The 24,171-nt window shown below is 41.0% G+C and carries 16 protein-coding genes, 1 tRNA gene and 1 riboswitch; of the genes, 14 read left to right on the top strand and 3 right to left on the bottom strand.

Annotation, left to right across the window (positions count from 1 at the left end; genetic code table 11):
• Positions 1-138: 138 nt before the first annotated feature.
• A complete protein-coding gene (gene leuS / locus C7S20_RS07110; protein ID WP_107014131.1) occupies positions 139-3,423 on the top strand; it encodes a leucine--tRNA ligase in 3,285 nt (1,094 codons plus the stop codon).
• A 105-nt stretch (positions 3,424-3,528) separates the two neighbouring features.
• Positions 3,529-4,629, top strand: coding sequence for an alanine dehydrogenase (ald, locus tag C7S20_RS07115; RefSeq protein WP_107011835.1), 1,101 nt, complete (start codon positions 3,529-3,531; stop codon positions 4,627-4,629).
• An 11-nt stretch (positions 4,630-4,640) separates the two neighbouring features.
• Here ald and rimM read toward each other — a convergent pair whose 3' ends face one another.
• Together rimM and C7S20_RS07125 are read right to left on the bottom strand one after the other, a co-directional pair.
• A complete protein-coding gene (gene rimM, locus C7S20_RS07120) occupies positions 4,641-5,168 on the bottom strand; it encodes a ribosome maturation factor RimM (RefSeq protein ID WP_107011836.1) in 528 nt (175 codons plus the stop codon).
• Between the two features lie 13 nt (positions 5,169-5,181).
• Positions 5,182-5,769, bottom strand: coding sequence for a 30S ribosomal protein S16 (locus C7S20_RS07125; RefSeq protein ID WP_107011837.1), 588 nt, complete (start codon positions 5,767-5,769; stop codon positions 5,182-5,184).
• A gap of 272 nt (positions 5,770-6,041) precedes the next feature.
• Here C7S20_RS07125 and C7S20_RS07130 point away from each other — a divergent pair, with 272 nt between their 5' ends.
• The 5 genes from C7S20_RS07130 (at position 6,042) to C7S20_RS07150 (ending at position 12,907) form a co-directional block, all read left to right on the top strand.
• Entirely contained in the window at positions 6,042-6,488 is a 447-nt protein-coding gene (locus C7S20_RS07130; RefSeq protein ID WP_107011838.1) for a ferritin-like domain-containing protein, read from the top strand.
• Positions 6,489-6,753: 265 nt separating this feature from the next.
• Positions 6,754-11,139, top strand: a complete 4,386-nt coding sequence (gene dnaE, locus C7S20_RS07135; RefSeq protein ID WP_107014132.1) for a DNA polymerase III subunit alpha — start codon at positions 6,754-6,756, stop codon at positions 11,137-11,139.
• Between the two features lie 223 nt (positions 11,140-11,362).
• Positions 11,363-11,731, top strand: a complete 369-nt coding sequence (gene trxA, locus C7S20_RS07140) for a thioredoxin (protein WP_227009153.1) — start codon at positions 11,363-11,365, stop codon at positions 11,729-11,731.
• 86 nt (positions 11,732-11,817) lie between these two features.
• On the top strand, positions 11,818-12,747 hold the full coding sequence (locus C7S20_RS07145) for a DUF58 domain-containing protein (RefSeq protein ID WP_107011840.1): 930 nt from the start codon (positions 11,818-11,820) through the stop codon (positions 12,745-12,747).
• Positions 12,748-12,833: 86 nt separating this feature from the next.
• A tRNA-Asp gene (locus C7S20_RS07150) sits at positions 12,834-12,907 on the top strand.
• A gap of 185 nt (positions 12,908-13,092) precedes the next feature.
• Here C7S20_RS07150 and C7S20_RS07155 read toward each other — a convergent pair.
• Positions 13,093-13,581 carry a hypothetical protein gene (locus C7S20_RS07155; protein WP_107011841.1) on the bottom strand — a complete coding sequence of 163 codons (489 nt, stop codon included), beginning with the start codon at positions 13,579-13,581 and terminating at the stop codon, positions 13,093-13,095.
• A 41-nt stretch (positions 13,582-13,622) separates the two neighbouring features.
• A riboswitch (SAM-I-IV-variant riboswitch) is annotated at positions 13,623-13,720 on the bottom strand.
• 40 nt (positions 13,721-13,760) lie between these two features.
• Between C7S20_RS07155 and C7S20_RS07160 the strand changes: the two genes are divergently transcribed.
• The 7 genes from C7S20_RS07160 (at position 13,761) to C7S20_RS07190 (ending at position 24,170) form a co-directional block, all read left to right on the top strand.
• Positions 13,761-13,910, top strand: a complete 150-nt coding sequence (locus tag C7S20_RS07160) for an Arm DNA-binding domain-containing protein (RefSeq protein ID WP_107011842.1) — start codon at positions 13,761-13,763, stop codon at positions 13,908-13,910.
• Positions 13,911-14,091: 181 nt separating this feature from the next.
• Positions 14,092-14,511: a hypothetical protein gene (locus tag C7S20_RS07165; protein ID WP_107011843.1), complete on the top strand. Its 420-nt coding sequence runs from the start codon at positions 14,092-14,094 to the stop codon at positions 14,509-14,511.
• A 178-nt stretch (positions 14,512-14,689) separates the two neighbouring features.
• Entirely contained in the window at positions 14,690-17,800 is a 3,111-nt protein-coding gene (locus C7S20_RS07170) for an efflux RND transporter permease subunit (RefSeq protein WP_107011844.1), read from the top strand.
• Position 17,801: 1 nt separating this feature from the next.
• Entirely contained in the window at positions 17,802-18,902 is a 1,101-nt protein-coding gene (locus tag C7S20_RS07175) for an efflux RND transporter periplasmic adaptor subunit (RefSeq protein WP_107011845.1), read from the top strand.
• Positions 18,895-20,253 (top strand): TolC family protein, encoded by a 1,359-nt coding sequence (locus C7S20_RS07180; protein WP_107011846.1) that lies wholly within the window; start codon positions 18,895-18,897, stop codon positions 20,251-20,253. The genes C7S20_RS07175 and C7S20_RS07180 overlap by 8 nt, the downstream gene beginning before the upstream one ends.
• Before the next feature lie 221 nt (positions 20,254-20,474).
• Complete coding sequence (locus tag C7S20_RS07185; protein ID WP_107011847.1) at positions 20,475-22,634, top strand: thioredoxin domain-containing protein; 2,160 nt, start codon at positions 20,475-20,477, stop codon at positions 22,632-22,634.
• A 150-nt stretch (positions 22,635-22,784) separates the two neighbouring features.
• Positions 22,785-24,170 (top strand): TolC family protein, encoded by a 1,386-nt coding sequence (locus tag C7S20_RS07190; protein WP_159039891.1) that lies wholly within the window; start codon positions 22,785-22,787, stop codon positions 24,168-24,170.
• Position 24,171: the final 1 nt, after the last annotated feature.

The following is a 24,171-nucleotide window of genomic DNA, read 5'->3' on the forward strand; positions in this document are numbered from 1 at the left end:
ATCATTCTAAATAAGTAGTTTAAAATTGTATTTTTGCAGGCAAGTAAAATAACCGTCAGGCTGAACTTGGTTCAGCTTCTCATTTTTAGACCCTGGAACAAGTTCAGGGTGACGAAGATTAAAAAGAAAGAGAAGAAGATGAGTTACCACTTTAATAAGATCGAGGAAAAATGGCAAAAGTACTGGGCTGAAAATCAGACTTTCCGTGCTTCGAATGATTCTGATAAAGAAAAATATTACGTGTTGGACATGTTTCCCTATCCGTCTGGTGCGGGGCTTCATGTAGGTCACCCGCTGGGATATATTGCCAGCGATATCTATGCCCGTTTCAAGCGTCATAAAGGCTTTAATGTTTTGCACCCGCAGGGATATGACAGCTTCGGACTTCCGGCCGAGCAGTATGCCATACAAACCGGGCAACATCCCGCTCTCACCACTGAAAAAAATATCAAACGCTATCGGGAGCAACTTGATAAGATCGGTTTTTCTTTCGACTGGAGTCGTGAAGTGCGCACCAGCGAACCTAATTATTATAAGTGGACACAGTGGATCTTTATTCAGCTTTTTGAAAGCTGGTATGATCTTGAAGCTGAAAAATCCAGGCCTGTCACAGAGCTGGAAGAGATATTTTCTTCAGAAGGAAATACCAGGATCAATGCCGCCTGTGATGATGATACCGAATCTTTTTCAGCCGAAGAATGGAGAAACTTTTCTTCCGAAGAAAAGCAGCGAATATTACTTAAATATCGTCTAACCTATCTCGCCGAAACCGAAGTGAACTGGTGCCCGCAACTCGGAACTGTGCTGGCCAACGATGAAATTGTAAACGGTGTTTCTGAACGAGGAGGTTACCCTGTGGTTCGAAAAAAAATGACCCAGTGGAGCATGCGGATTTCGGCCTTTGCTGAAAGGCTTCTCCAGGATCTTGATAAAATCGACTGGACCGAAAGTTTAAAGGAAAGCCAGCGTAACTGGATTGGGAAATCGGTTGGAGCGATGGTGGAATTCAAGGTGTTGAATTCATCCCAACCCCAGCCCTTCCCGAAGGGAAGGGAGCAAACACGCTTTACTGGAAAAAAAGAAATTGCAGGTGAGTTACTTCACAGGGCAAAGGAAATGAGAAAAAATCCTACCTCTGCGGAATCCCTGCTATGGGAAAAGCTAAGGACCAAAAAATTGGATGCGAAGTTCAGGAGACAGCATCCCATTGACCAATATATTGTTGATTTCGTTTGTCTGTCAAAAAAACTAATTGTTGAAGTTGATGGGGAGATACATCAATTTCAAAAGGCTCAGGATGAAGAAAGAGAAGATGTTCTGGTGCAAAAATTGGGGTATCATCTACTCCGTTTTTCGAATGAGGAAGTACTTCGTGATCCCAAAAAAGTTGCTGACCAGATTCAGGAGAAGTTAAACTCCCTCTCCTTTGGAGAGGGCGGGGGAGAGGATAATATTCCCCCTTCTGGGGCCAGGGGGATCAAGGTCTTCACTACTCGTCCCGATACGATTTTTGGGGTGACCTTCATGACCCTGGCACCTGAACATGAGCTTGTTCCAAAAATCACTACTGATGAACAACGCGAAGAAGTAGAAGCCTATATCGCGGCGACCGCGAAACGAAGTGAGCGTGATCGCATGGCCGATGTAAAGACTATCAGCGGTGTTTTCACCGGCGCTTATGCCGAACATCCGTTTACCAAAGAGCCTGTGCCGATCTGGATTGGCGATTATGTGCTCGCCGGCTACGGAACCGGTGCCGTAATGGCCGTTCCCTGTGGCGACCAGCGGGATTATGAATTCGCGAAACATTTCGATTTGCCTATCAGGAATATTTTTGAAAATGTGGATATTTCAGAAGAAGCCTTTGCCGGAAAAGAAGGAACGGTGATCGCGAATTCCGATTTTTTAAGCGGACTTAAATATAAAGAAGCGCTTAATAAGGCAATCCTGAAACTGGAAGAAATCGGCCAGGGTTATGGAAAGACTAATTACAGGTTGCGGGATGCGGTTTTCAGTCGTCAGCGTTATTGGGGAGAACCTTTCCCTGTATATTATGTGAACGGATTGCCACAAATGATCGAAAAAGAACATTTGCCTCTTCGTTTGCCTGAAGTGGAGAAATACTTACCTACCGAAACCGGGGAGCCGCCCCTGGGCAATGCTACCGACTGGGCCTGGGATACAAACCAGAATAAAGTTGTTTCTAATAAGATGCTGAAACAAGGTCAGCAAGACGGTTCTGATGACAATGGAATATATCCTCTGGAACTGAATACAATGCCGGGTTGGGCGGGGAGTAGCTGGTACCTTTTCAGGTATATGGATCCGCATAATGAAGATCGTTTTGTTTCTGAAGAAGCACAGAAATACTGGGAAAATGTTGATCTATATATAGGGGGAAGCGAACATGCTACCGGTCATTTACTGTATTCACGTTTCTGGACCAAATTTTTATATGATCGCGGCTGGCTGACCGTGGAAGAGCCCTTTAAAAAACTCATAAACCAGGGGATGATTTTGGGAACCAGCGCTTTTGTTTATCGTCTCGAAGGAGAGAACAAGTTTATTTCCAAAAATTTGATCAGTGATAAAACAGTACAGCCAATCCATGCTGATGTTTCCCTGGTAAATTCATCTGATGAACTGGATATTGAAGGTTTTAAAAAGTGGAGACCCGAATTTTCCGATGCTGAATTCATCACCGAAGAAGACGGGATCTATAAAGTGGGTCGGGAGGTCGAAAAGATGTCAAAATCCAAATACAATGTGGTAAATCCCGATGATATCTGTGAGGATTATGGTGCCGATACTTTACGAATGTATGAGATGTTCCTCGGGCCTCTGGAGCAGGCTAAACCCTGGAACACCGCCGGGATCACCGGCGTTCATAGTTTCCTGAAAAAGCTTTGGAAACTTTACCACGATGGGGAGGAATTTTCTGTTTCTGAGGAAAAAGCTTCAGCCGATTCTTTAAAGACACTCCATAAGACCATCAAAAAAGTTACTGAAGATATTGAGAATTTCAGTTTCAATACCTCGGTTTCTACTTTTATGATCTGCGTGAATGAACTTACGGCTCAAAAATGTAATAGTAAAGAAGTGTTGGAGCCGCTTGCCATTCTGATTGCTCCTTATGCACCTCATATTGCTGAAGAATTATGGGAAAAATTGGGCCATAGTGAATCGGTAGTTTATGCGAAATACCCTGAATATGAAGAGAAATATTTAGTAGAGAGTACCAAGAACTATCCTATTTCTTTTAACGGAAAGATGCGTTTTACTATGGAATTGCCTTTAGATATGTCTAAAGATGAAATCGAGAAAACAGTCTTGACTGATGACCGCACAAAAAATCAGCTTGACGGGTCTACCCCTAAAAAAATAATAGTAGTTCCGGGAAAAATTGTAAATATCGTAGTTTAACCCCCTTCTAAAAATTATTTAACAGGGGTAAAAGTTAACTTTTTTAACTTTGACCCCTGTTTTTTTATTTTCTTTGATTATTTTTCGGAATCTAAAAACTAGAATATGAAAATCGGGATTCCAAAAGAGATCAGTAATAGTGAGAACAGGGTGGGAATGACTCCTGCTGGCGTTCTTGAGCTTACCAAATTAGGTCATCATGTTTTTGTTCAATCGGGGGCCGGAGAAAACAGCGGTTTCGATGATGAAGATTATTATGTGAGCGGTGCGAAAATTCTTCCGACCATAGACAGGGTTTATGAGCAAAGCGAAATGATCGTTAAGGTTAAGGAGCCAGTTGAGCAGGAATATGATATGATAAGGGAAGATCAGATTATTTTTACCTTTTTTCATTTTGCTTCCAATAAAAAACTCACCGAAGCCATGATGAAAAGTAAGGCGGTTTGTATCGCTTATGAAACGGTGGAAGAAGATGATGGTTCCCTTCCCTTATTAATTCCCATGAGCGAAGTTGCGGGTAGAATGGCGATTCAGCAGGGAGCAAAATATCTTGAGAAACCTGTTAAGGGGAAAGGTTTATTGCTGGGAGGGGTTCCCGGTGTGCCACCCGGAAAAGTGCTCGTATTAGGGGCGGGAACCGTGGGTATCCAGGCAGCAAAAATGGCAGCAGGACTGGGAGCTCAGGTCACTATTCTGGATGTGAATATGAACAAACTTCGGCATGTGAACGATATCATGCCCAGCCATGTGGTAACCGAATTTTCTAATGAATATAACATCCGTAAGCATATAAAAACAAGTGATCTGGTGATCGGAGGCATTCTTATTGCAGGTGCCCGATCACCAAAACTGATCACCCGCGATATGCTGAAAGAAATGCAACCCGGAGCGGTAATCGTAGATGTGGCAGTAGATCAGGGAGGTTGTTTTGAAACCACAAGGCCAACCACTCACGAAGAGCCGGCATATATTATAGACGATATTGTGCATTATTGCGTAAGTAATATGCCGGGGGCGGTACCCCATACTTCTACGGTAGCACTTACCAATGTTACCTTGCCGTATGTTTTAAAACTTGCTGAAAACGGCTGGGAAAAAGCCTGTCGCGATGATAATGCGCTTGCCCGCGGAATTAATATCGTTAACGGAAAAGTAGTTTGCGAACCTATACTCGAAGCCTTTGGCTGGAAAGAAGCGATGGCCTGAATAGAATAATTTTAACCTAAATAAAGATCGATAAGTCCTTCAGGAGTTTTTAGATAAATCTTCCGGTTGGGCTTATCTACTTTTTGTATGAATTCGTCATTCATCGGCACCAGGATTTCTTTATCTCCTTTTTTTATTTCGAAAAGAGCCTGTGCAGTGGAGTCGTTTATTGAAACGATAGTGCCTATATTACCATGCCCGGCATCTATTACTTCAAAACCAATAATCTCATGGAAATAGAATTTATCATCTTCAAGTTGGGGTAGAAAAGTAAGAGGAAGATACAATTCGGCACCAATAAGATCTTCTGCATCTTCTTCGGTTTCGATATCTTCAAATTTGACACGCAGAAGTGAACTTTTATGAAGGGAAGAGGAATCAATAAAAAATGGAACCAGATTTTCATTGTAGTCAATGAACACTGATTCCATTTCGGTGTAAGTTTCAGGCTCGTCGGTATCAAGTTTTATCAATACCTCGCCTTTAAAGCTAAATTTCCCAACGATTTTACCCAGGTAGAAGCATTCTTCCTTTGTCATCGCCGGTCGCTGTTTAAGCGTCTTTTTTCTCTTCGGTTTTAGCTTCTTCAGCAGTTGCAGCTCCAGCTTCCTCTTCAGCCTGTTCAACAGTGGCTTCATCGGTAGCTTCGGCAGCTTCAGCCTCGGCATTAGCCGCAGCTTCTGCTTCTTCAGCTTCCCTGGCAGCAGCTTCACGCTTGGCGTTCACTTCTTTTTCTGCTTCAAGAGCTTTTGCTTTAGCTTCTTCTTCCTGTTTTGTTAGATTCTCTTTTTTAGCACCAATTTTACCTTCTTTTTCCTCTAACCAGGCTTTGAATTTCTCTTCAGCCTGCTCTTCAGTCAAAGCTCCTTTTCGAACACCTACAGCAAGGTGTTTTTTAAGTAAAGCTCCTTTGTAAGAAAGGATCGCGCGAGCGGTATCGGTTGGCTGGGCACCATTTTGCAACCATTGTACAGCACCGTCTACATCTAAATCGATAGTTGCGGGATTGGTGTTAGGGTTGTAGGTTCCGAGTTTTTCGAGGAATTTACCGTCTCTCTTGGCACGTGAATCTGCAGCGACAATCCAGAAAAAAGGTTTTCCTTTTTTTCCGTGTCTTTGTAATCTTATTTTTACTGGCATAAAAATTAAATTTTGGGGTTCGCGACCCCGGTTATTAATAAGTGCGCAAAGATACTACAATTTTCTATTTTTCAATAGTTTATTATCTGATTTTATTTTCTGTAACCAGTGGCGCAAAACTTTCCTTTAAATTTAAGAAAATAATGCTTTTTTCCCGATGATCCCGTACTCTCCTGTTAAAAGCAGTTAATTAGTGCTAAACCCTGTTAAATAGGTTGTTAGGTAGGTCTTGCAGACTTATATTTAGGCAAAGAAAAATTGAAAAAAGTGCTATGAGTTATTCAAAAGAAATATCCGGTAAACTGAATGGATTGCTGGAGAAAAATTACGACGCCGAGAAAGGCTATAAAAAAGCGGCGGAAAAGGTTAAAGATGATCGCTTAAGGAAATTCTTTACCCAAAGAGCCAAAGAGAGATATGATTTTGGCCATGAGCTAAAAGCCGAAATTAAGAATTTTGGTGAACAACCCGATAAAGGCACCAGTCTGAAAGGCGACGCCCACAGATCGTGGATGAATTTAAAAGCCAGCCTCACGTCAGATAAAGATGAGGCCGTTTTGGAAGAAGCTGTGCGCGGAGAAAAAGCTGCTGTAGATGAATATGAAGATGTCTTAAAATCGAAAGATATTCCTGCTTCCACTGGAAATATTTTGATGAAGCAAAAGAACGCTATTGTAGCCTCTCTTAATGAAGTAAAAACTTTGGAAAAACAGGTGTAATGATTTCCCTCGGGAAATGAATTGGTTACCAAAATTAGAAAACCCACCGATGCGAGCAATGTTTGATTGAAGTAGTAGTAGTTTTAGTGTTCGTATCAGGCCTCACAGGCAATCTGAGAATTCAGGTTTCTGTGAGGCTTTTTTTATGGTTAATAATTCCTGAAAACTTAGTTTTATTTCAGTCATAAAGTTCCTTATTTTAGCCGGGATGGTTTATTTTAGAAAACCATTTTTCACTCTTCGTAAAGGCTTAAAACACAAAGGAATGTACCTGATTTTTGACACTGAAACCACCGGCCTTCCCAAGCGCTGGGACGCTCCCTTAACCGATTCGGACAACTGGCCGCGCTGTATTCAAATCGCCTGGCAGTTGCACGATGAAATGGGAAGACTTGTTGAGCATCAGGATTATTTAGTTCAGCCTGACGGATTTGATATTCCTTATGATTCGGAGAGAATTCATGGTATTTCCACCGACCTGGCCAGGCAGCAGGGAATTTCTTTGGAAGAGGTGCTGGAAAAATTCAATGAGGCTCTTAATAAATCCAAATTCATCGTGGGCCAGAATGTGGGTTTTGATGTAAATATCATGGGCGCTGAATTTATTCGGCTCGATGTGGAGAATAAACTTCAGGAATTGCCTGTTTTGGATACCTGTACCGAGGTGACCGCAGAAATGTGCAGAATTCCCGGGGGGCGTGGTGGGAAATTTAAACTTCCAACGCTTACCGAGCTGCATGAATTTCTTTTTGAAGAATCTTTTTCAGAAGCACACAATGCCACCGCCGATGTGGAAGCGACCACCCGCTGTTTCCTGGAGCTGGTTAGAAGAAAATCCTTTACCATAGAAGAATTGGATGTGCCGGCTGATTATTTTCAGAATTTTTCTGAAGTAAATCCGCAGCCAATTGAACTTATAGGGCTCAAACACATCAATCTCAAAAAAGCTTCTGATGAGATCAGGATAAGGCTTGAAAAACAACAGCCTTCCGACGAAATTTCACATGAAGAGATCCAGGAGAACCTTGAAAAACTGGATGAAATTCCTTTTGCACATCTGCATAATCATTCGCAGTTTTCGGTTTTACAATCTACCATTAGTATTCCCGACCTTGTTGAGGCTGCCGCCGAAGAAAATATGAATGCCGTGGCGCTGACCGATCATGCAAATATGATGGGCGCTTTTCATTTTGTGAAAGAAGTGGGAGTGTATAATGGAAAAGTAAAGGAGCATAATGCCGAAGCTGAAGAAAACGGGGAGCCATTAAAACAGCCAATGAAAGCCATTATAGGCTGCGAGTTCTTTGTTTGTGAAAACCATACCGATAAAACCAGGAAAGACAACGGTTATCAGGTGGTTATGCTGGCGAAGAACAAAAAAGGTTATCACAATCTGGCAAAAATGTCTTCCCTTGCTTATACAGCAGGATTCTATTACGTGCCGCGAATCGACCGTGAGGTCATAAAAAAATATAAGGAAGATGTGATCGTGCTCACCGGAAACCTGTACGGGGAAGTACCGAGCAAGATTCTAAATGTAGGAGAAAATCAGGCTGAGGAAGCGCTGATCTGGTGGAAAGAACAATTTGGTGATGATCTCTATATTGAGCTGATGCGGCACGGTCAGGAAGATGAAGACCGCGTGAACCCGGTGCTGATCGATTTCGCTAAAAAACATGAAATAAAAGTAATCGCGACCAATAACACTTATTACTGGAAACAGGAAGATGCCAATGCCCACGATATTTTGCTCTGTGTGAAAGATGGTGAGAAACAGGCTACGCCTATCGGTCGTGGCCGTGGGTATCGTTACGGATTGCCAAACCAGGAATATTATTTCAAGAGCGCTGATGAAATGAAGAGTCTGTTTAAGGACCTTCCGGAAGCGATCACAAATATCCAGGAAATTGTCAATAAAGTAGAGCCTTTTGAACTGGCGCGCGATGTATTGCTTCCAAAATTCAATATTCCCGAAGAGTTTTTACATGAAGACGATTTAACCGACGGCGGAAAACGTGGTGAAAATGCCTATTTAAAGCATCTTACCTACGAAGGCGCGAAAAAACGCTACGGTGAGATCACCGATGATATTAAGGAAAGACTCGATTTTGAACTTTCGGTTATTGAGAATACCGGTTATCCAGGCTATTTCCTGATCGTGGAAGATTTTATTCGTGCGGCCAGGGAAATGGGGGTTTCGGTAGGACCCGGTCGTGGATCGGCGGCGGGAAGTGCCGTGGCATACTGTCTTGCAATTACTAATATCGACCCTATCAAATACGACCTGCTTTTTGAGAGATTCCTGAATCCCGATCGGGTGAGCATGCCCGATATCGATATTGATTTTGATGACGAAGGCCGAAGCCGGGTGATGGATTATGTAATTGGAAAATATGGTGCCAACCAGGTTGCGCAGATCATTACTTACGGTACCATGGCCGCGAAATCTTCAATTCGCGATACCGCCAGAGTGCTGGACCTGCCTTTAATGGAAGCTGACAGGATAGCCAAATTGATCCCGAATACCAAACTCTCGAAGCTCTTCGCGATGGATGAAAAGACCATCCGAAGCAAATTCAGGGGAGATGAGGTAGAAAAGATCAATGAACTTCTGAATATTTCGGAAGGTGATGATCTTGAAGCTGAAACCGTAAATCAGGCACGAGTGCTGGAAGGTTCGGTTCGAAATACGGGAATCCATGCCTGCGGGGTGATCATCACACCTGGCGATATTACCGATTATGTTCCGGTTTCGGTGGCGAAAGATTCCGATCTATATGTTACCCAGTTTGACAACTCGGTCGTGGAAAGCGCCGGTTTGCTGAAAATGGACTTTTTAGGACTTAAAACACTTACCTTAATTAAGGATACGGTGAAAATCGTCAAAGGCCGACATGGAATCGAACTGGACCCCGATAATTTCCCGTTGGATGATGAGGAAACTTACAAACTGTTCCAGCGAGGAGAAACCATCGGGATCTTTCAGTATGAATCTCCCGGAATGCAGAAGCATATGCAGGCCTTAAAACCAACGGTTTTTGATGATCTTATAGCCATGAACGCCTTATACCGGCCGGGGCCTATGGAGTACATTCCAAGTTTTATCGCCCGAAAACACGGTGAAGAGGAAATCTCTTATGACCTTCCTGAAATGGAGGAGTTTCTTGAAGAAACTTACGGAATCACTGTCTACCAGGAGCAGGTGATGCTTTTGTCACAAAAACTTGCGGGATTTTCCAAAGGTGAAGCCGATATGCTTCGGAAGGCGATGGGTAAAAAGATTGCCGCTTTACTGGCACAGCTGAAACCGAAATTTATAGATGGCGGTGTAGAAAAAGGCCATCCGCAGGAGGTGCTCGAAAAGATATGGAAAGACTGGGAGGCTTTTGCTTCTTATGCTTTCAACAAGTCGCATTCTACCTGTTATGCCTGGATCGCTTATCAAACGGCTTATTTAAAAGCACATTATCCCGCGGAATATATGGCGGCGGTGCTTTCAAATAATATGAACGATATCAAGCAGGTGACTTTCTTTATGGAGGAGTGCAAACGTATGAAGCTGAACGTACTCGGGCCTGATGTAAATGAATCTTATTATAAATTCTCGGTCAACAAGAACAACGCTGTTCGTTTTGGGATGGGAGCGATCAAGGGCGTGGGTGCCGGCGCGGTAAGGACGATTGTTGAAAACCGAAAGACCAAAGAAGGTCCGTATCGATCGATCTTCGATATGGCCAAGAGAATCGATTTGCGTTCGGCTAATAAAAAGGCTTTTGAAAATCTAGCGCTTGCCGGTGGTTTTGACGGATTTGGCGGAACACACCGTGCGCAATATTTCCATGATGACGGCAGTGGAATGAGCTTTCTGGAAAAAGTGATCAAATACGCGGCGAAATTTCAGGAAAATCAGAATTCTTCGCAGGTAAGTCTGTTTGGGGAAGCCAGTGAAGTTCAAATTCCGGAGCCGGAAGTTCCGCCTTGTGAAGAGTGGGGAACCATGGAAAAGCTGCGCCGTGAAAAAGAAGTCGTGGGAATTTATATTTCGGGTCATCCGCTGGACGATTTTAAGATCGAGATGAACTATTTCTGCAAAGCAAAACTTTCAGATTTGAGAAACCTTGAAAATCTGGTCAATCTTGAACTCACCATTGGAGGGGTGATCACCGATGTGCAGCACCGTGTTTCCAAAAACGGAAAGGGCTGGGCGATCTTTATGATGGAAGATTACGACGATTCCTTCGAGTTCAAGATCTTTGGGGAGGAATATTTAAAGATGAAACATTTCCTGGTGCCCAATAATTTTGTGCATTTGAGGTGTTATATTAAAGAAGGCTGGACCAATAAGGAAACCGGTAAAAAAGGTGAACCGAGAATCCAGTTTACCGATATGAACCTGCTGCATGACGTGATGGATAAATACGCAAAGAAATTAACGATTCAGCTGAATATCGATGATCTCAAATCTGAAAAAATAGAGTGGCTAAAAGATACATTCCAGAGCCATAAAGGGGATCACCGACTTAATTTTGTGGTCTATGAAATGAAAGAGCAGGTGAAACTGCATATGCCCAGCAGGAAGCACAAAGTAAAAATATCACAGGAGCTTTTGGAAATGCTGGAAAAGGAACAGTTTATGTATAAACTGAATTAATTAGTCACATTTCGACTCCGTTCAATGTGACTCCAAACATGAAGTCATGCTGAGCAGAGTCGAAGCATGGGGCAGGGATTGAGGCGAACTACCCCGGCTGCCGTCAGGCAGGCGTGTAAAGCTGAAAGCCCGGCTCCCGCCTTGGCGGGAGGCCCCCGGCATAAAGCTCAACAATGAGCGAATAGCTAAATAAAATATTGGGGTTGTAAGGTTTCAGAATATTATTGACTATTTTTACGAAACAAATGTAAAATCAGAAAAAACAGATATAATTATGGCTGTAGAAATAACTGACGCGAATTTTGAAGAAAAAGTGCTTAAAAGCGATAAGCCTGTAATGGTTGATTTTTGGGCTGCATGGTGCGGACCCTGTAGAATGGTTGGACCGATCATCGAGGAAATCAGCTCTGAATACGATGGCAAAGCGGTTGTTGGTAAGCTTGATGTTGATGCTAACCAGGAATTTGCTGCTAAATACGGTGTAAGAAATATTCCTACCGTTCTTGTTTTCCAAAACGGAGAAGTTGTAGGACGCCAGGTAGGTGTTGCTCCAAAGCAAACTTACGCTGAGGCACTTGATCAACTGCTGTAGTATTCAGTAATTGAAATAAAATATTTAAAGCTCCCATACCCGGGAGCTTTTTTTATTGGGATAGTATCGCTATTTTCAGCTTTCCTATGGATCTAAGCAAAGAAATTCACGAAACCGGAGGTTTTCTCCATCTTGACCTGCTCGCAAAACAGGTGGTGGAAGGTTATATTTCGGGCATGCATAAGAGTCCGTTTCACGGCTTTTCCGCAGAATTTGCCGAGCATAAGATCTATAATTCGGGAGAGAGCACGCGGCATATAGACTGGAAATTGTATGCAAAGACCGATAAGCTCTATACGCGACGGTATGAAGAGGAAACGAATTTACGCTGTCATTTGATCCTGGATAATTCGGCTTCGATGCATTATCCAAAACTGAAGGAGCAGAGTTTGTCTTCTTTGAATAAAATAGGGTTTTCGGTACTGGCTTCGGCTTGTTTGATGCAAATACTGAAGAGGCAGCGGGATGCCGTTGGACTAAGTATTTACAGCGATGAATTTGAATATTATGCCCCCGAAAAATCCAGTGAGCGTCATCACCATATGCTGCTGGACAAGATGAACGAGATTTTATCGAATCCGCATAAAAACCGTAATACCGATACCTATACTTATCTCCACCAGATTGCTGAAAAACTAAAGCGAAGGTCGCTGATTTTTTTGTTCACCGATATGTTCCAGGCCGATGCGGGGGAAGAAAAGCTATTTGAAGCCTTGCGACATTTAAAATACAATCGGCATGAGGTGATCTTATTCCACGTGATGGATGAAAAAAGGGAGCTGGATTTTGATTTCGAGAATACACCACGACGATTCACCGATGTGGAAACAGGATTGGAGGTAGATCTGTATTCTGATAATATACGTGAGAATTATAAAAAGGAGGTGGAAAAGTATCTTGCCGACCTTAAAATGCAATGTGCAAAATACAGGATCAAGTATATGCCTGCAGACGTTAATAAAGATTTTGACAGCATACTAACCACCTATTTAATTGAGAAACAAAAGTTTGGTTAAGATAGTTTTTTTAATTTCTAAAAATCTCAAAAAAAGGTTTGGTGAAATTAAAAAGGATAGTATATTTGCCCTCGCATTAAAGCAACGGTCTGGTAGTTCAGTTGGTTAGAATACCTGCCTGTCACGCAGGGGGTCGCGAGTTCGAGTCTCGTCCAGACCGCAAAGTACAAATAAGCTCCTACAAAACAGGGGCTTTTTTTGGCACTAAAGAGTAGTTGTGTTGTTTGTCCCAGGAGACTGGGATGTGTAGTTAGCGCTGAGAGGTGCTAACCAATGAGAAGCTTTTTTCCGTTTATTCGGTAAGAGGCTTTTTTGTTTTTGGTCTGGTTCAATTCAATCTCTCACCTACGTCAAGTTGTCAACTTTTTTAGGGAAAAGAAAGGTGCTAAATCGGGGGAGTAAATCTATTAAAGGGGGACACTTAAAATCCGACTTAATCTGTTTGGTACCATACAAAATTACCTTGATAATTACCTCACTACCGAGCCAGGTGATATCTTTAATTCCTGGGATTGGTTTCCCAACTTGCTGTCTACTTATTTCACAGTCACCAAGCATATACTCAAAAGCAAAAGCAAAATCTACTTTATGCTCCATACCTATGGGAAGTAAAATTTCATCTATGATTTTATTTATAGAGGGTGGAGGCATCATCATTTCGCTAAGGAAGTAAATCTTTCCGTTAGTAACTCCCCATAATCGGCAGGCTTCTGCAAATCTTGATAGGGAACCATATTTTTCATTAAGGCTCTCAACTCTAATGATTAGAGTGGAGAAGCTAATTTTCATAACCTCACGGTCCTCAAAGCTTAAGTATTTATGGTGTACTGTCATAATGGTATGTTTTTATACCATTCAGAAAAGCGTATAAGAGCAGGTTAACATTTTTTTCCTTAAAGAAGGCTCATTGCTTTAGCACCGTTGCTTGTTATCGCTGGTTGCTATCTCATCCAAGAGATTCTAAATGATGCTCAAACTTATAAAAATTTAAACTAACCACAAATTAAATAGATATGAAAACAATATTTTTAGTACATAAGAATAAAGCAAATAAAAAAGGTATTACATCAATTAGCTGTAGAATTACAGTGGATAAAACTAGAAAAGAATTTTCGACTGGATTATTCATTAATCCTGATTACTGGAGTAAAGAGAAACAGTAAGTACTGGATAGAGCGGAAAATTCAGAATATGTAAACAAACAATTAAGCCTGATTAAGCAAGAACTTGGTCAGGCTTTTTTAATGCTTGAAATTCAGCAGAAATTTTTGATGTTGATGATGTCTATCAATTCATTTACTTAATTAATTTTCATAACCGACTATTATTAATTAGCTTAGCCATATGAGCAGAAAATCATATGCCATATTTTTTTTAGGCTTAATGCTCCTGATGATATTTCCATGGCAGGGTGTGTGCTCTACTCATTTATTCCACCCAGAACATCATAAACATGCTGAGGGCTTAAGTACCTGCGAGTTGCGCAGGAACTATACGGGGCATAAGATCTACTTCTGGCCTCCCATGAAATGTGAACACCATAAGATAATTAAAGATTCTTTTGAAAATCCCGGGAGTCAGAAAATAACCATTTCGCCAGAAACGCTCTTTCTGGGTGCCATTATCTTAAACATATTAGTTTACGTTCCAGAATTTAACAGGACGGTAAACCATCCTGAAATTATTGGGCATAATCTTGCGCCTCCTGGTGTTGTAAATCCGTTACGGGGGCCACCAAATTCTTTCTCTTCTCAGAAGGTTTAATCACCTATTAATTAAATAAGGCTGCTTATTTAAATTTCATTTTACATCCATTCTTTTTGTGGATAATTGGGATTATTACAATCCTATATCAGCCTGCTTTATAATTAAACCTTCCCGCTAACGAAAAGCATTTTCTTCCTGCTTTTCAAAGTCTTACTTATATAAACATATTTTCTAAATGATTAAAAAATCATTCAGAAACCCTTACCTCATTATAGTATTTTCTATTGCTGTAGTGGTTTTGGCAGGGGTTTTAATTCCGCGTATGGCAGTAGATATATTGCCGCAATTTAAAAAATCTGCAATGCAGATATTAACCCTGTACCCGGGAATGCCGGCTGAGGTAGTAGAAAAGGATATCACCAGCCGTATGGAACGGTGGACGGGACAATCTCCCGGTATTGCAAAACAGGAGTCTAAGAGCATCATGGGCACAAGTATCGTTACTAATTTTTATGATGAAGATATTTCTGCCGCAGAAGCAATGGCGAATACTTCTTCGTATGCGATGTCTGATATGTATTACCAACCGCCCGGTACTTTGCCTCCCATGGTGCAACCCTTTGACCCAACGGCTTCAAAGCCATTAATGTTATTAACTGTTAGCAGTACAGAGAAAACAGGGAAAGAGCTCTATGATGTAGCTTACCTCACTCTGAGGCAAATGCTATCTGGCGTTGAAGGGGTTATTGCACCTGCTGCTTATGGAGGATCTTTAAGACGGATATATATCTATGTAGATCCTGAAAAGATCGAAGCTCGAGGAATATCACAAACCGAGGTCATGGAAGCCATTCAGAAGAACACTACCATGATTCCCTCGGGAATTGCTAAAATCGGAGAGACTACCTATAGTATTGAAGCCCAGGGATTGATTAAAGATGTAGCCGATTTCAATGATATTGTGGTTACCTATAAAAATGGCGACCCCGTTTACATTAGAGATATAGGAGAAGCAAAAGATGCCAGCGCAATACAAACCAATATTGTTCGTGTTTCGGGAAAAGAACAGGTATACCTACCTATTTTTAAACGTCCCGGCGCAAATACTATTAGCGCGGTTGAGGCTGTAAAGAAGGCAATTCCAGGTCTTGAAGAACGAATGCCAAAGGATGTAAAACTGAATGTGATTTTCGACCAGTCCACCTATGTAAGAAATGCAATTTCAGGTTTAACAAGAGCCGGTATTAGTGGTTTGATCCTCGTCATTTTAGTTTTGATAGTTTTCCTTGGCAATGTGCGTTCAGCTGCCGTGGTGGCCATTAGTTTACCGCTTTCAATTCTGGTAGCCTTCATCGGACTTTTTATAACCGGACAATCTATAAATAGTATAACCCTTGGCGGAATAGCTCTGGTCCTGGGACTTATCGTTGACAATTCAATAGTGGTATTAGAAAATATTGACCGACATTTAAAGATGGGTAAAACTCCTGGAAATGCGGCTATTGATGGCGCTATAGAAGTTGCAACCCCTGTCCTGGCATCTACGCTTGTGATCATTGTGGTATTTTTTCCGGTACTTTTTCTTACAGGAATTGCGAAGTCTTTATTTTCTCCTTTAGCTATTACAGTTGGAATGGCCATGTTGGGATCTTATATATTTTCTCTCACTCTAATTCCAGTTTTCGCCGCATATTTATTTAGAAATCAGTTGCCGGATTCTTCTAAACAGACAAAAAAGAAAAACTCGTTTTTTAGTCGTTTTCATAAATTTTTAGATCGTTTAAGAGTAAACTATCAACGCAGTTTATTAAAAGCCGTTCGATACCGAATTGCGGTTCTTGCTATTACGGCATTGGCCTTTATTGGCTCTTTGTTTCTTCTGGCCAATACAGGCTATGAATTATATCCTACGGTAGATGTCGGGCAGATGGAAATTCAGGTACGCCTGCCCTCCGGAACACCTCTGGAAAATACAGAAGAAGTAATCGCAGGGATGGAAAATATTATCTCTGAAGACCTGGGTGACGATTTGAACCAGCTGGTGTCTAATATTGGCGTGTTCTATGATTTGCCTGCGGTTTACACTCCAAATTCCGGAACCCAGGATGCTTTTTTGAAAGTCCAGCTTGAACAAGATCATCAAATATCGACTAAAGAATATGTGAGGCGATTGCGAAAAAAACTTTCCTCGGCTTATCCCGGAGCAGAACTGAGTTTTAATACCGGTGGGATCATAACTGCGGCACTTAATGAGGGAAAACCTTCTCCCATTGATGTACAGGTTGTAGGAAATGATTTTGAAGTTCTGAAACAAATTTCTTCAAGATTGAGGGATACTATCAATCAAATTGCTGCCACCCGGGACGTTAGAGTATTACAGCGTATTGATCAGCCTACCAAGGAAATCAAAATCAACAGGATAAAAGCTGCCCAATTGGGGATTGAGCCCGTAGATGGAATTAAGAATATGGTGTCAGCGCTAAATTCTTCGGTCACCTATGACAAAGCCTTCTGGATAGACGAAAACAACGGGAACCATTATTTTGTGGGTGTTACTTATTCAGAAGACGATATCAACCAGGAGAATATTCTGGGAAATGTCACCGTTGCCGGCAAAAATGGAAAGCAAAGTATTCCATTCAGAAATTTTTCTACGATAGAACAAACCGAAAAGCCGGTTGAGGTAAATCATTATAATCTACAGAGGGTATTTAATGTCTATGCCAATGTGGATGGGCAGGATATAGGCTCAGTTTCAAAAGAAATCCAGAACAGGATTGACGTCATTAAAAAGGATATCCCAGACGGGTATGAAGTGAAGTTTGGCGGTGAGATCGCTACCATGCAGGAATCTTTGGGAGATCTTGGAATAGGTCTGGGTCTTGCCGTAATAATGGCATTTCTCATTATAACCCCTCTTTTCAGGTCTTTTATTCAACCGCTTATTATCATACTCACTTTTCCGTTGGGGATCATAGGTGTTGCATTGATCCTTTTCTTAACAGGTGTAAATCTCAACATTCAATCTATGATGGGTATTATCATGATGGTAGGGATCGCGGTATCTTATGGGAATATCCTGGTAGATAGAATCAATAATCTTACTTATAAAGGACTGTCCATTCCCAGGGCTGTCATTATGGGAGCGGGTGACAGGTTTAGACCGGTAATAATGACGATGAGTACCACTGTCCTGGGACTTCTACCCACGGCAATTGGTATGGGAGAAGGAGGCGAGGCCAATCAACCTCTGGCGCTTGCAGTGATAGGAGGTACACTGGCAGCCACTTTGTTAACCTTTTATATTATTCCAATACTGTATTCATTCACGAGTAAATCAAAATAAAATGATGAAAATATTTAATAAAATCATTTTTGTTCTATTGTGTTTGCTTTCAATAGCATGTAACAATCAGGAACAAAAAGATGCAGATCAAGCGAAGACTGATAATTCTATAAATTCAAAAATTGAAAAGGTAGAGGTCGTCTCACCAGAGAAAAGAGAATTTGTAAAAAAGATCAATATTGTTGGGGAAGCACGTCCCAACCAGGTTGTTTCTCTTCGAGCCATGGAAAATGGTGCAATCACCAGAATTTATAAAGATATAGGTGATCGGGTAAAAGAAGGTGAAGTGCTCGCGAAGTTGGAAAATCCTGCTATTTCCCGAAATTATCACGTGCTGGAAGCCGAGTTGGAGGCAACTAAATCGAATTTTGAACGTCTTAATGAAATATATGAAAAAACACCTGCACTAACCTCGCTATCTCAGGTTGAAGCTGCCAGGGCAGATTATAAAAGTACTTTGGCGCAGTATAATGCCAGTAAAAAACAATTAGGTTTCCTGATCATTAAAAGTCCTTTTGATGGAGTGGTTACCAAAAGGAATGTAGATAAAGGCGCAACCGTACAAAGCGGAATTTCCAACCCAAATAGCACCATACTTTTTGAGATTATGGATGTGGAGACCATTAGAGTAACGGTTCCTCTTCCTGAATCTGATTATAGATTTGTGAAACCCGGAACTCCGGTTACGGTGGAATTTCCAGAATTACCCGGGAAAAAATATAATGCAGAAGTCAGTCGTATCTCGGGAGCTATGGATTCTGGTTCAAAAGCCGCTAATCTCGAAATCGATATTGATAATAAGGACCTGAGTATTAGTCCGGGGATGTATGCTGAAGTTACTTTTAATATAAAAAGCAGGGAAGAAGCTCTTTCACTTCCAAATACAGCCCTTGCCATAAAAGAAGGTAAAAAAATGATCTATAAGGTAAATCCGGAAAATTTAGTGGAACTGGAAGAGATCAATGTGGGGATACAGGGAAAAAATTATTTTGAAGTTCTCAATCCCGATCTGGAGGAATCTGCAAAAGTTATTATTCGTGGCCGCAACCAGGTAAATGCCGGTATGAAAGTAGAACCCATAAAATCTGGTAAAAATGAATAGAGCTATTCCATTATCGAAAATTTCAAAACTTATCCTGGTTTTTTTTGTATTTGTCTCTTGCGGTCAAACGGGTTTTGCACAGGAACAGGTTTTAGAAGTCGATCTGCCGACACTTTTAAAAGCCGGTGGGGCAGACAATTTAATCATAGAGAGATATAAAAAAGAACAGGATTTGGCCAGGGCGCAGTATCTTAAAGCTAAATCCTGGTGGTTACCAACCTTAAGCCTGGGCACCAGAACAAATCAGCTTTGGGGTGCGGCCATGAATTCTGACGGAGGATTTTTTCTTGATGTTGATCGCGCGAATATGTGGTTGGGAGCCGAGGCGGAATTGGCCTGGGATTTTGGAAAGGCTCCGTATAAAGTTAAGGCCGAAAGTTTGCGACTGGAAGCCGCTTCTTATAGAACTAAAGAGGAAAAAAATCAGATGCTCCTAAAGCTTATCAACACTTATTATGACCTGAAAAAAGCGCAATTAGATCGTAAAGCCTATGAGGAAATGCTGAAAATAGCAGATACGGTAACCCGCCAGGTAGAAGTTCAGGTGGAGGGTGGCTTTCGGTATAGATCAGAAGCCCTTACTTCAGCTACTAATGCCAGGCATTTGGAAATTCAACTTATCAATGCCCAAACCCGCTTTGAAAAACAGAAGGAGAAGCTCCGCGAATTACTGGATGTGGATAATGCTGTTAAAATAATTCCTGCTGATGAGCTTTTACTTCCTCTTAATCTGAATAAAAAAAGTGATGATTTAGTTGAAGTGGTTGATGGTAAACGTCCTGGGATAAAAGCTTTGGAAAAAGAAGTCGAGGCATTGCAGGAATTGAAAAAACAAACCACAACAGGACTTTTACTTCCTGAGCTATCTGTGCTGGCTTATGGTTCCTATTTTGGAGGTTTACTGGAAGAAGTAGAGCCTGTAAGACCTTCTGAAGAACCTGATCCCAAGACATTTTATCCTACTTCTGCTGTAACTGTCTCCATGATTTGGAAGCTTCCTTTGGGAAGGATTTTTTATAAAGGAGAACTAAAACATCATGAAGCCTTGATCGACCTAGAAGAAAATAAGTTGGAACAGTTTAAAAATAAAGTGACACGTGAAGTAAAATCTGCCAGGGCCGAAGTGGAAAATACCAGAAAGCAGTTGAATATCGCTGAGGAAGCTCAGGACTTGGCAGCTGAAGCCCTGTCTCAGAGCATTGAAAGACAAAAATTAGGAACAGCCGCACCTTTTGAAGTTTTTCAGGCACAGGAATATTACCTGAGAAGCCGGTTAGATTATTTAAATGTAGTGAGTAATTATAATAAAGCACAGTATCAACTGTATGTTGCCCTGGGAAACAATTTGTAAAAGATCCGGAAAAAAAATCTGTATGGATGTGAGTATTTAAAGAGTAGCGAGGGTCAAGAGGGGACATTGCTAAAGCCGAAAGAATGCTTACATAAGAACCACCGCATTGACCCCGGCTCTTTCTGAGATTGGTATTTACAAACTATCGCTACAATATAAGTAAGAGGAAATATCGTCCAGGCTTAAGTTGAAGCGACAATAAAATTATTAAACTAGAAAAAATGAAAAATTTAAGAATTTGGTATATCCTGCTTCTGGCTGTTAGCCTTCAGAGTTGCGCTCAGGATAAAAACAAGAGTGAAGCTGCGCAGGACAAGAACGTGAAGCATGTAAAATTAAATCGCCTGGCAAATGCCAGTAGCCCTTATTTGCAGGAACATGCCGATAATCCTGTAGACTGGTATGAATGGGGCCCAGAGGCCCTCGAAAAAGCGAAAAAAGAAAATAAGCCCCTTATAATTAGCATTGGGTATGCTGCCTGTCACTGGTGCCATGTGATGGAGAGGGAAACTTATATGGATTCCAGTGTGGCAAAAATAATGAATGAGAATTTTGTGGCCATTAAAATAGATCGTGAAGAAAGGCCAGATATCGATCAGGTCTATATGAATGCCGCTCAACTTATTAACGGAAGCGGTGGATGGCCGCTGAATGCCTTCGCCTTGCCTAACGGCAAACCTTTTTATGCCGGCACTTATTACACCACTGCCCAATGGAAGGATATCCTTGGGCAGATCTCCAAAACCTATAAAAAAAATCCGGAAAAAATTATTTCTGCGGCAAATTCTCTTACTGAAGGTATTAAACAACAGGATATTATAAACACTCCTCTGGAAAAAGAAACTTCTTTCACAAAGGATGATTACACAAACCTGTGGGAAAATTGGAAATCTATAGTGGATACAAAAAAGGGAGGTTTTAAAAGGGCTCCAAAATTTCCTTTACCGGTAGGCTGGGAATTTCTGCTGCAATATTCCGCATTAACAGGCAATGAAAAAGCAATGGAAGCGGTAACAACTACCCTTACTCAAATAGCAAGAGGTGGGATTTATGATCAATTGGGAGGTGGATTTTCAAGATATTCGGTAGATGAAAACTGGTTTGTTCCCCACTTCGAGAAAATGTTGTATGACAATGCCCAGCTGGTAAGTCTTTATTCTAAAGCTTATAAAATCACCAAAGATCTCGAGTACGCCGAAGTGGTAAAGGAGACTTTGGAGTTTGTAAATAGAGAACTTTCCAATGGAAAAGGAGGTTTTTATTCTTCAATTAACGCCGACTCTGAAGGTGAAGAGGGTAAATACTACGTCTGGAAAAAAGAGGAAATAGAAAAATATCTGAAGCCTGAAGAGGCAGAGATTTTTGAGAAGTTTTATAATGTGAAGGAAAGAGGGAACTGGGAAGGCCAGGAAAATATACTTTCAAGAGAATACACAAAAGAAGCTTTTGCCAGGGAAAAAGGATATGATAAAAATGAATTTTTGAAGGTTCTGGAAAGTGCCGAACAGAAGATGCTGAAGGTTCGTAACCAGCGCGTAAGACCTTCTACAGACGACAAAGTGCTTACCGCCTGGAATGCCCTAATGATCAAGGCTTATCTCGATGCCTATACGGCATTTGGCGATGAATCTTATATGGCAAGAGCAAGGGAAGGTCTCTCATTTTTAGAAAAAAATATGCAGCGGCACGAGGAAGGACTTTACAGGAATTACAAAGATGGCAAAGCCAGTATCAATGCTTTTTTAGATGATTATGCATTTCTTGCGAGCGCGTACATAAAGATGTACGAGCTTACGTTTGAAAAAAAATGGCTGGTAAAATCTAAAGATATTACAGATTATGTCTTGAGAAATTTCCTCAATAACAAGTCGGGTATGTTTTACTATACCACAGCTGATAATGAAGAATTGATAGCCCGAAAAATGGAATTAAGCGACAACGTTATTCCCGCATCAAATTCAGAAATGGCCATGGTGCTCTACAAACTTGGAAATTATTTTCAGGATGAGGCCTATTTGGAGCAATCAAAAAGAATGTTGTCTCAGGTTAAAGACAACGTACTTCAGGGAGGTCCATATTATGCAAACTGGGCCAGGCTTATGGGAATGATGGTCTATTCTCCTTTTGAAATTGCCATAATGGGCGACCAGGCAGTGAAGCTTAATCTGGAATTGCAAAAGAATTATATCCCGGTTTCCTTATTTATGGGAGGAGATGAAGAAAACCTGCCCCTGTTAGAATCAAAACTGGTTAAAGGCGATACGTATATTTATGTATGCAGAAATCGAACCTGTAAATTACCGGTGAAAGAACCGGCGAAGGCTATGGAACAAATTCAAAGCACTATTCAAAGTGATGAAAAGGGCTTCTTTTGGCAATAAATAGCCGAAACTTCATTTGAGTATTTCGGGTAAAAAAGTAAAATAAGATGAAATAATACTTAGAGACTAAGGAAACACCTATTTAAGGAAAAACTTTAACTTTAGAATATCTTTAGAATACTGTTATAGTTTTACATTTAAAACAAATTCTTGAAGAAAATCATTTGCTTTATAATGCTTTTTTCCTCAGGGCAGGTCATTTTTGCCCAGGAAAATTCTCTTGAGTATTTCCTCAAAGCTGCCGAAAAGAACAATCCTGCCCTTTTACAAAACAAGAATCTTCTGGAAATTGGGCAGTATGATAACCAGTTTATTAATGCTCAGAATAATTCAGTAAATATCGATGTTACATCAGAAGTAATGGTGGCACCCTATTTCAATAATTATGGAAACTTTATTGACATTACCACCAAACCTTCTCCCGATGCTTATGGGTATGCTGAGCCGATTACCAATGGAGCCCTTTATTCTGCTCAACTGAATATTACCAAAGACATCTTCAACAGGGCCAGTGTCCAGAACTTGCTTTTCCAGAATAAATTAAAAAATGGCGCATTATTTCTTTCCGCAGAAGAAATAAAACATCAATTACATAAAAATATAACTAACGCCTATATCCAGGTCTATCATCTCCAGCTAAAGGAGGAAATTACGAAAGACCTTATTTCAGATCTTGAAAATCGGCTAAAAGTGGTTGAAATCCTTGTAAAAAAGGCTGTTTTAATGCAAAGTGATTATCTACTGCTCCAACTGGAGATCGAAAATAAAAAACTCGAACTTCAGCAGTTGCAGAATAATCTGAATTCCAGTTTACTGTCTTTGTATAATGCAGTGGGGATTAAAATCACTGAAATTAAACAACTGGCTGCACCAGAAATTACTTTAACTCCCGAAGCAAAGACGTATTTGGGAAAAATTCCGATTCCTGGCGAAGTGGCTGGTTATCAAAAGGACAGCCTTGATTATATAAAAACTGAATTTCCCGATTTTATAGCTCCGACTGATACCAGCTATTTTTACCAGCGCAAGTTCAAGAATGACAGTTTGCAGCTGGTTGCCGAGCAGAACGTTTTTGAAAATAAATACCGGCCCCAATTTCGGGCTTATGGAAATACCGGGATAAATGCGGTTGAAGCCCCTCGCATTCCACATAATGTGGGTTTTAGTGCAGGTTTAAAATTGATTGTTCCCATTTATGATGGTGGACAAAAGAAAATTAAGCGGCTTCAGAATGAGCTGAAGCTGGAAAATCTAGAATATCAGAAAAAAAACGATCAGATAAAAAAACAGAATACACTGCAAAGCCTTGAGAAACAAATGGCATCAATGAAAACCGGACTTCAGCTTATCAACAATCAGCTCAAAAAACAAGAACATATTCTCGAGGTCTATAAGGGAAAAATGGTACAGGGGCAGGTATCTATTATCGATTACCTCAAAGTGGTTCAGAATTATAAGCTGGACCTGGAAACCAAACTCCAGATGAAGATCAACCTTTGGCTTTTAGAGAACGAATATAATGCTACAAACTGGTAAA

The organism is Christiangramia fulva, assembly GCF_003024155.1.
GTDB lineage: Bacteria > Bacteroidota > Bacteroidia > Flavobacteriales > Flavobacteriaceae > Christiangramia > Christiangramia fulva.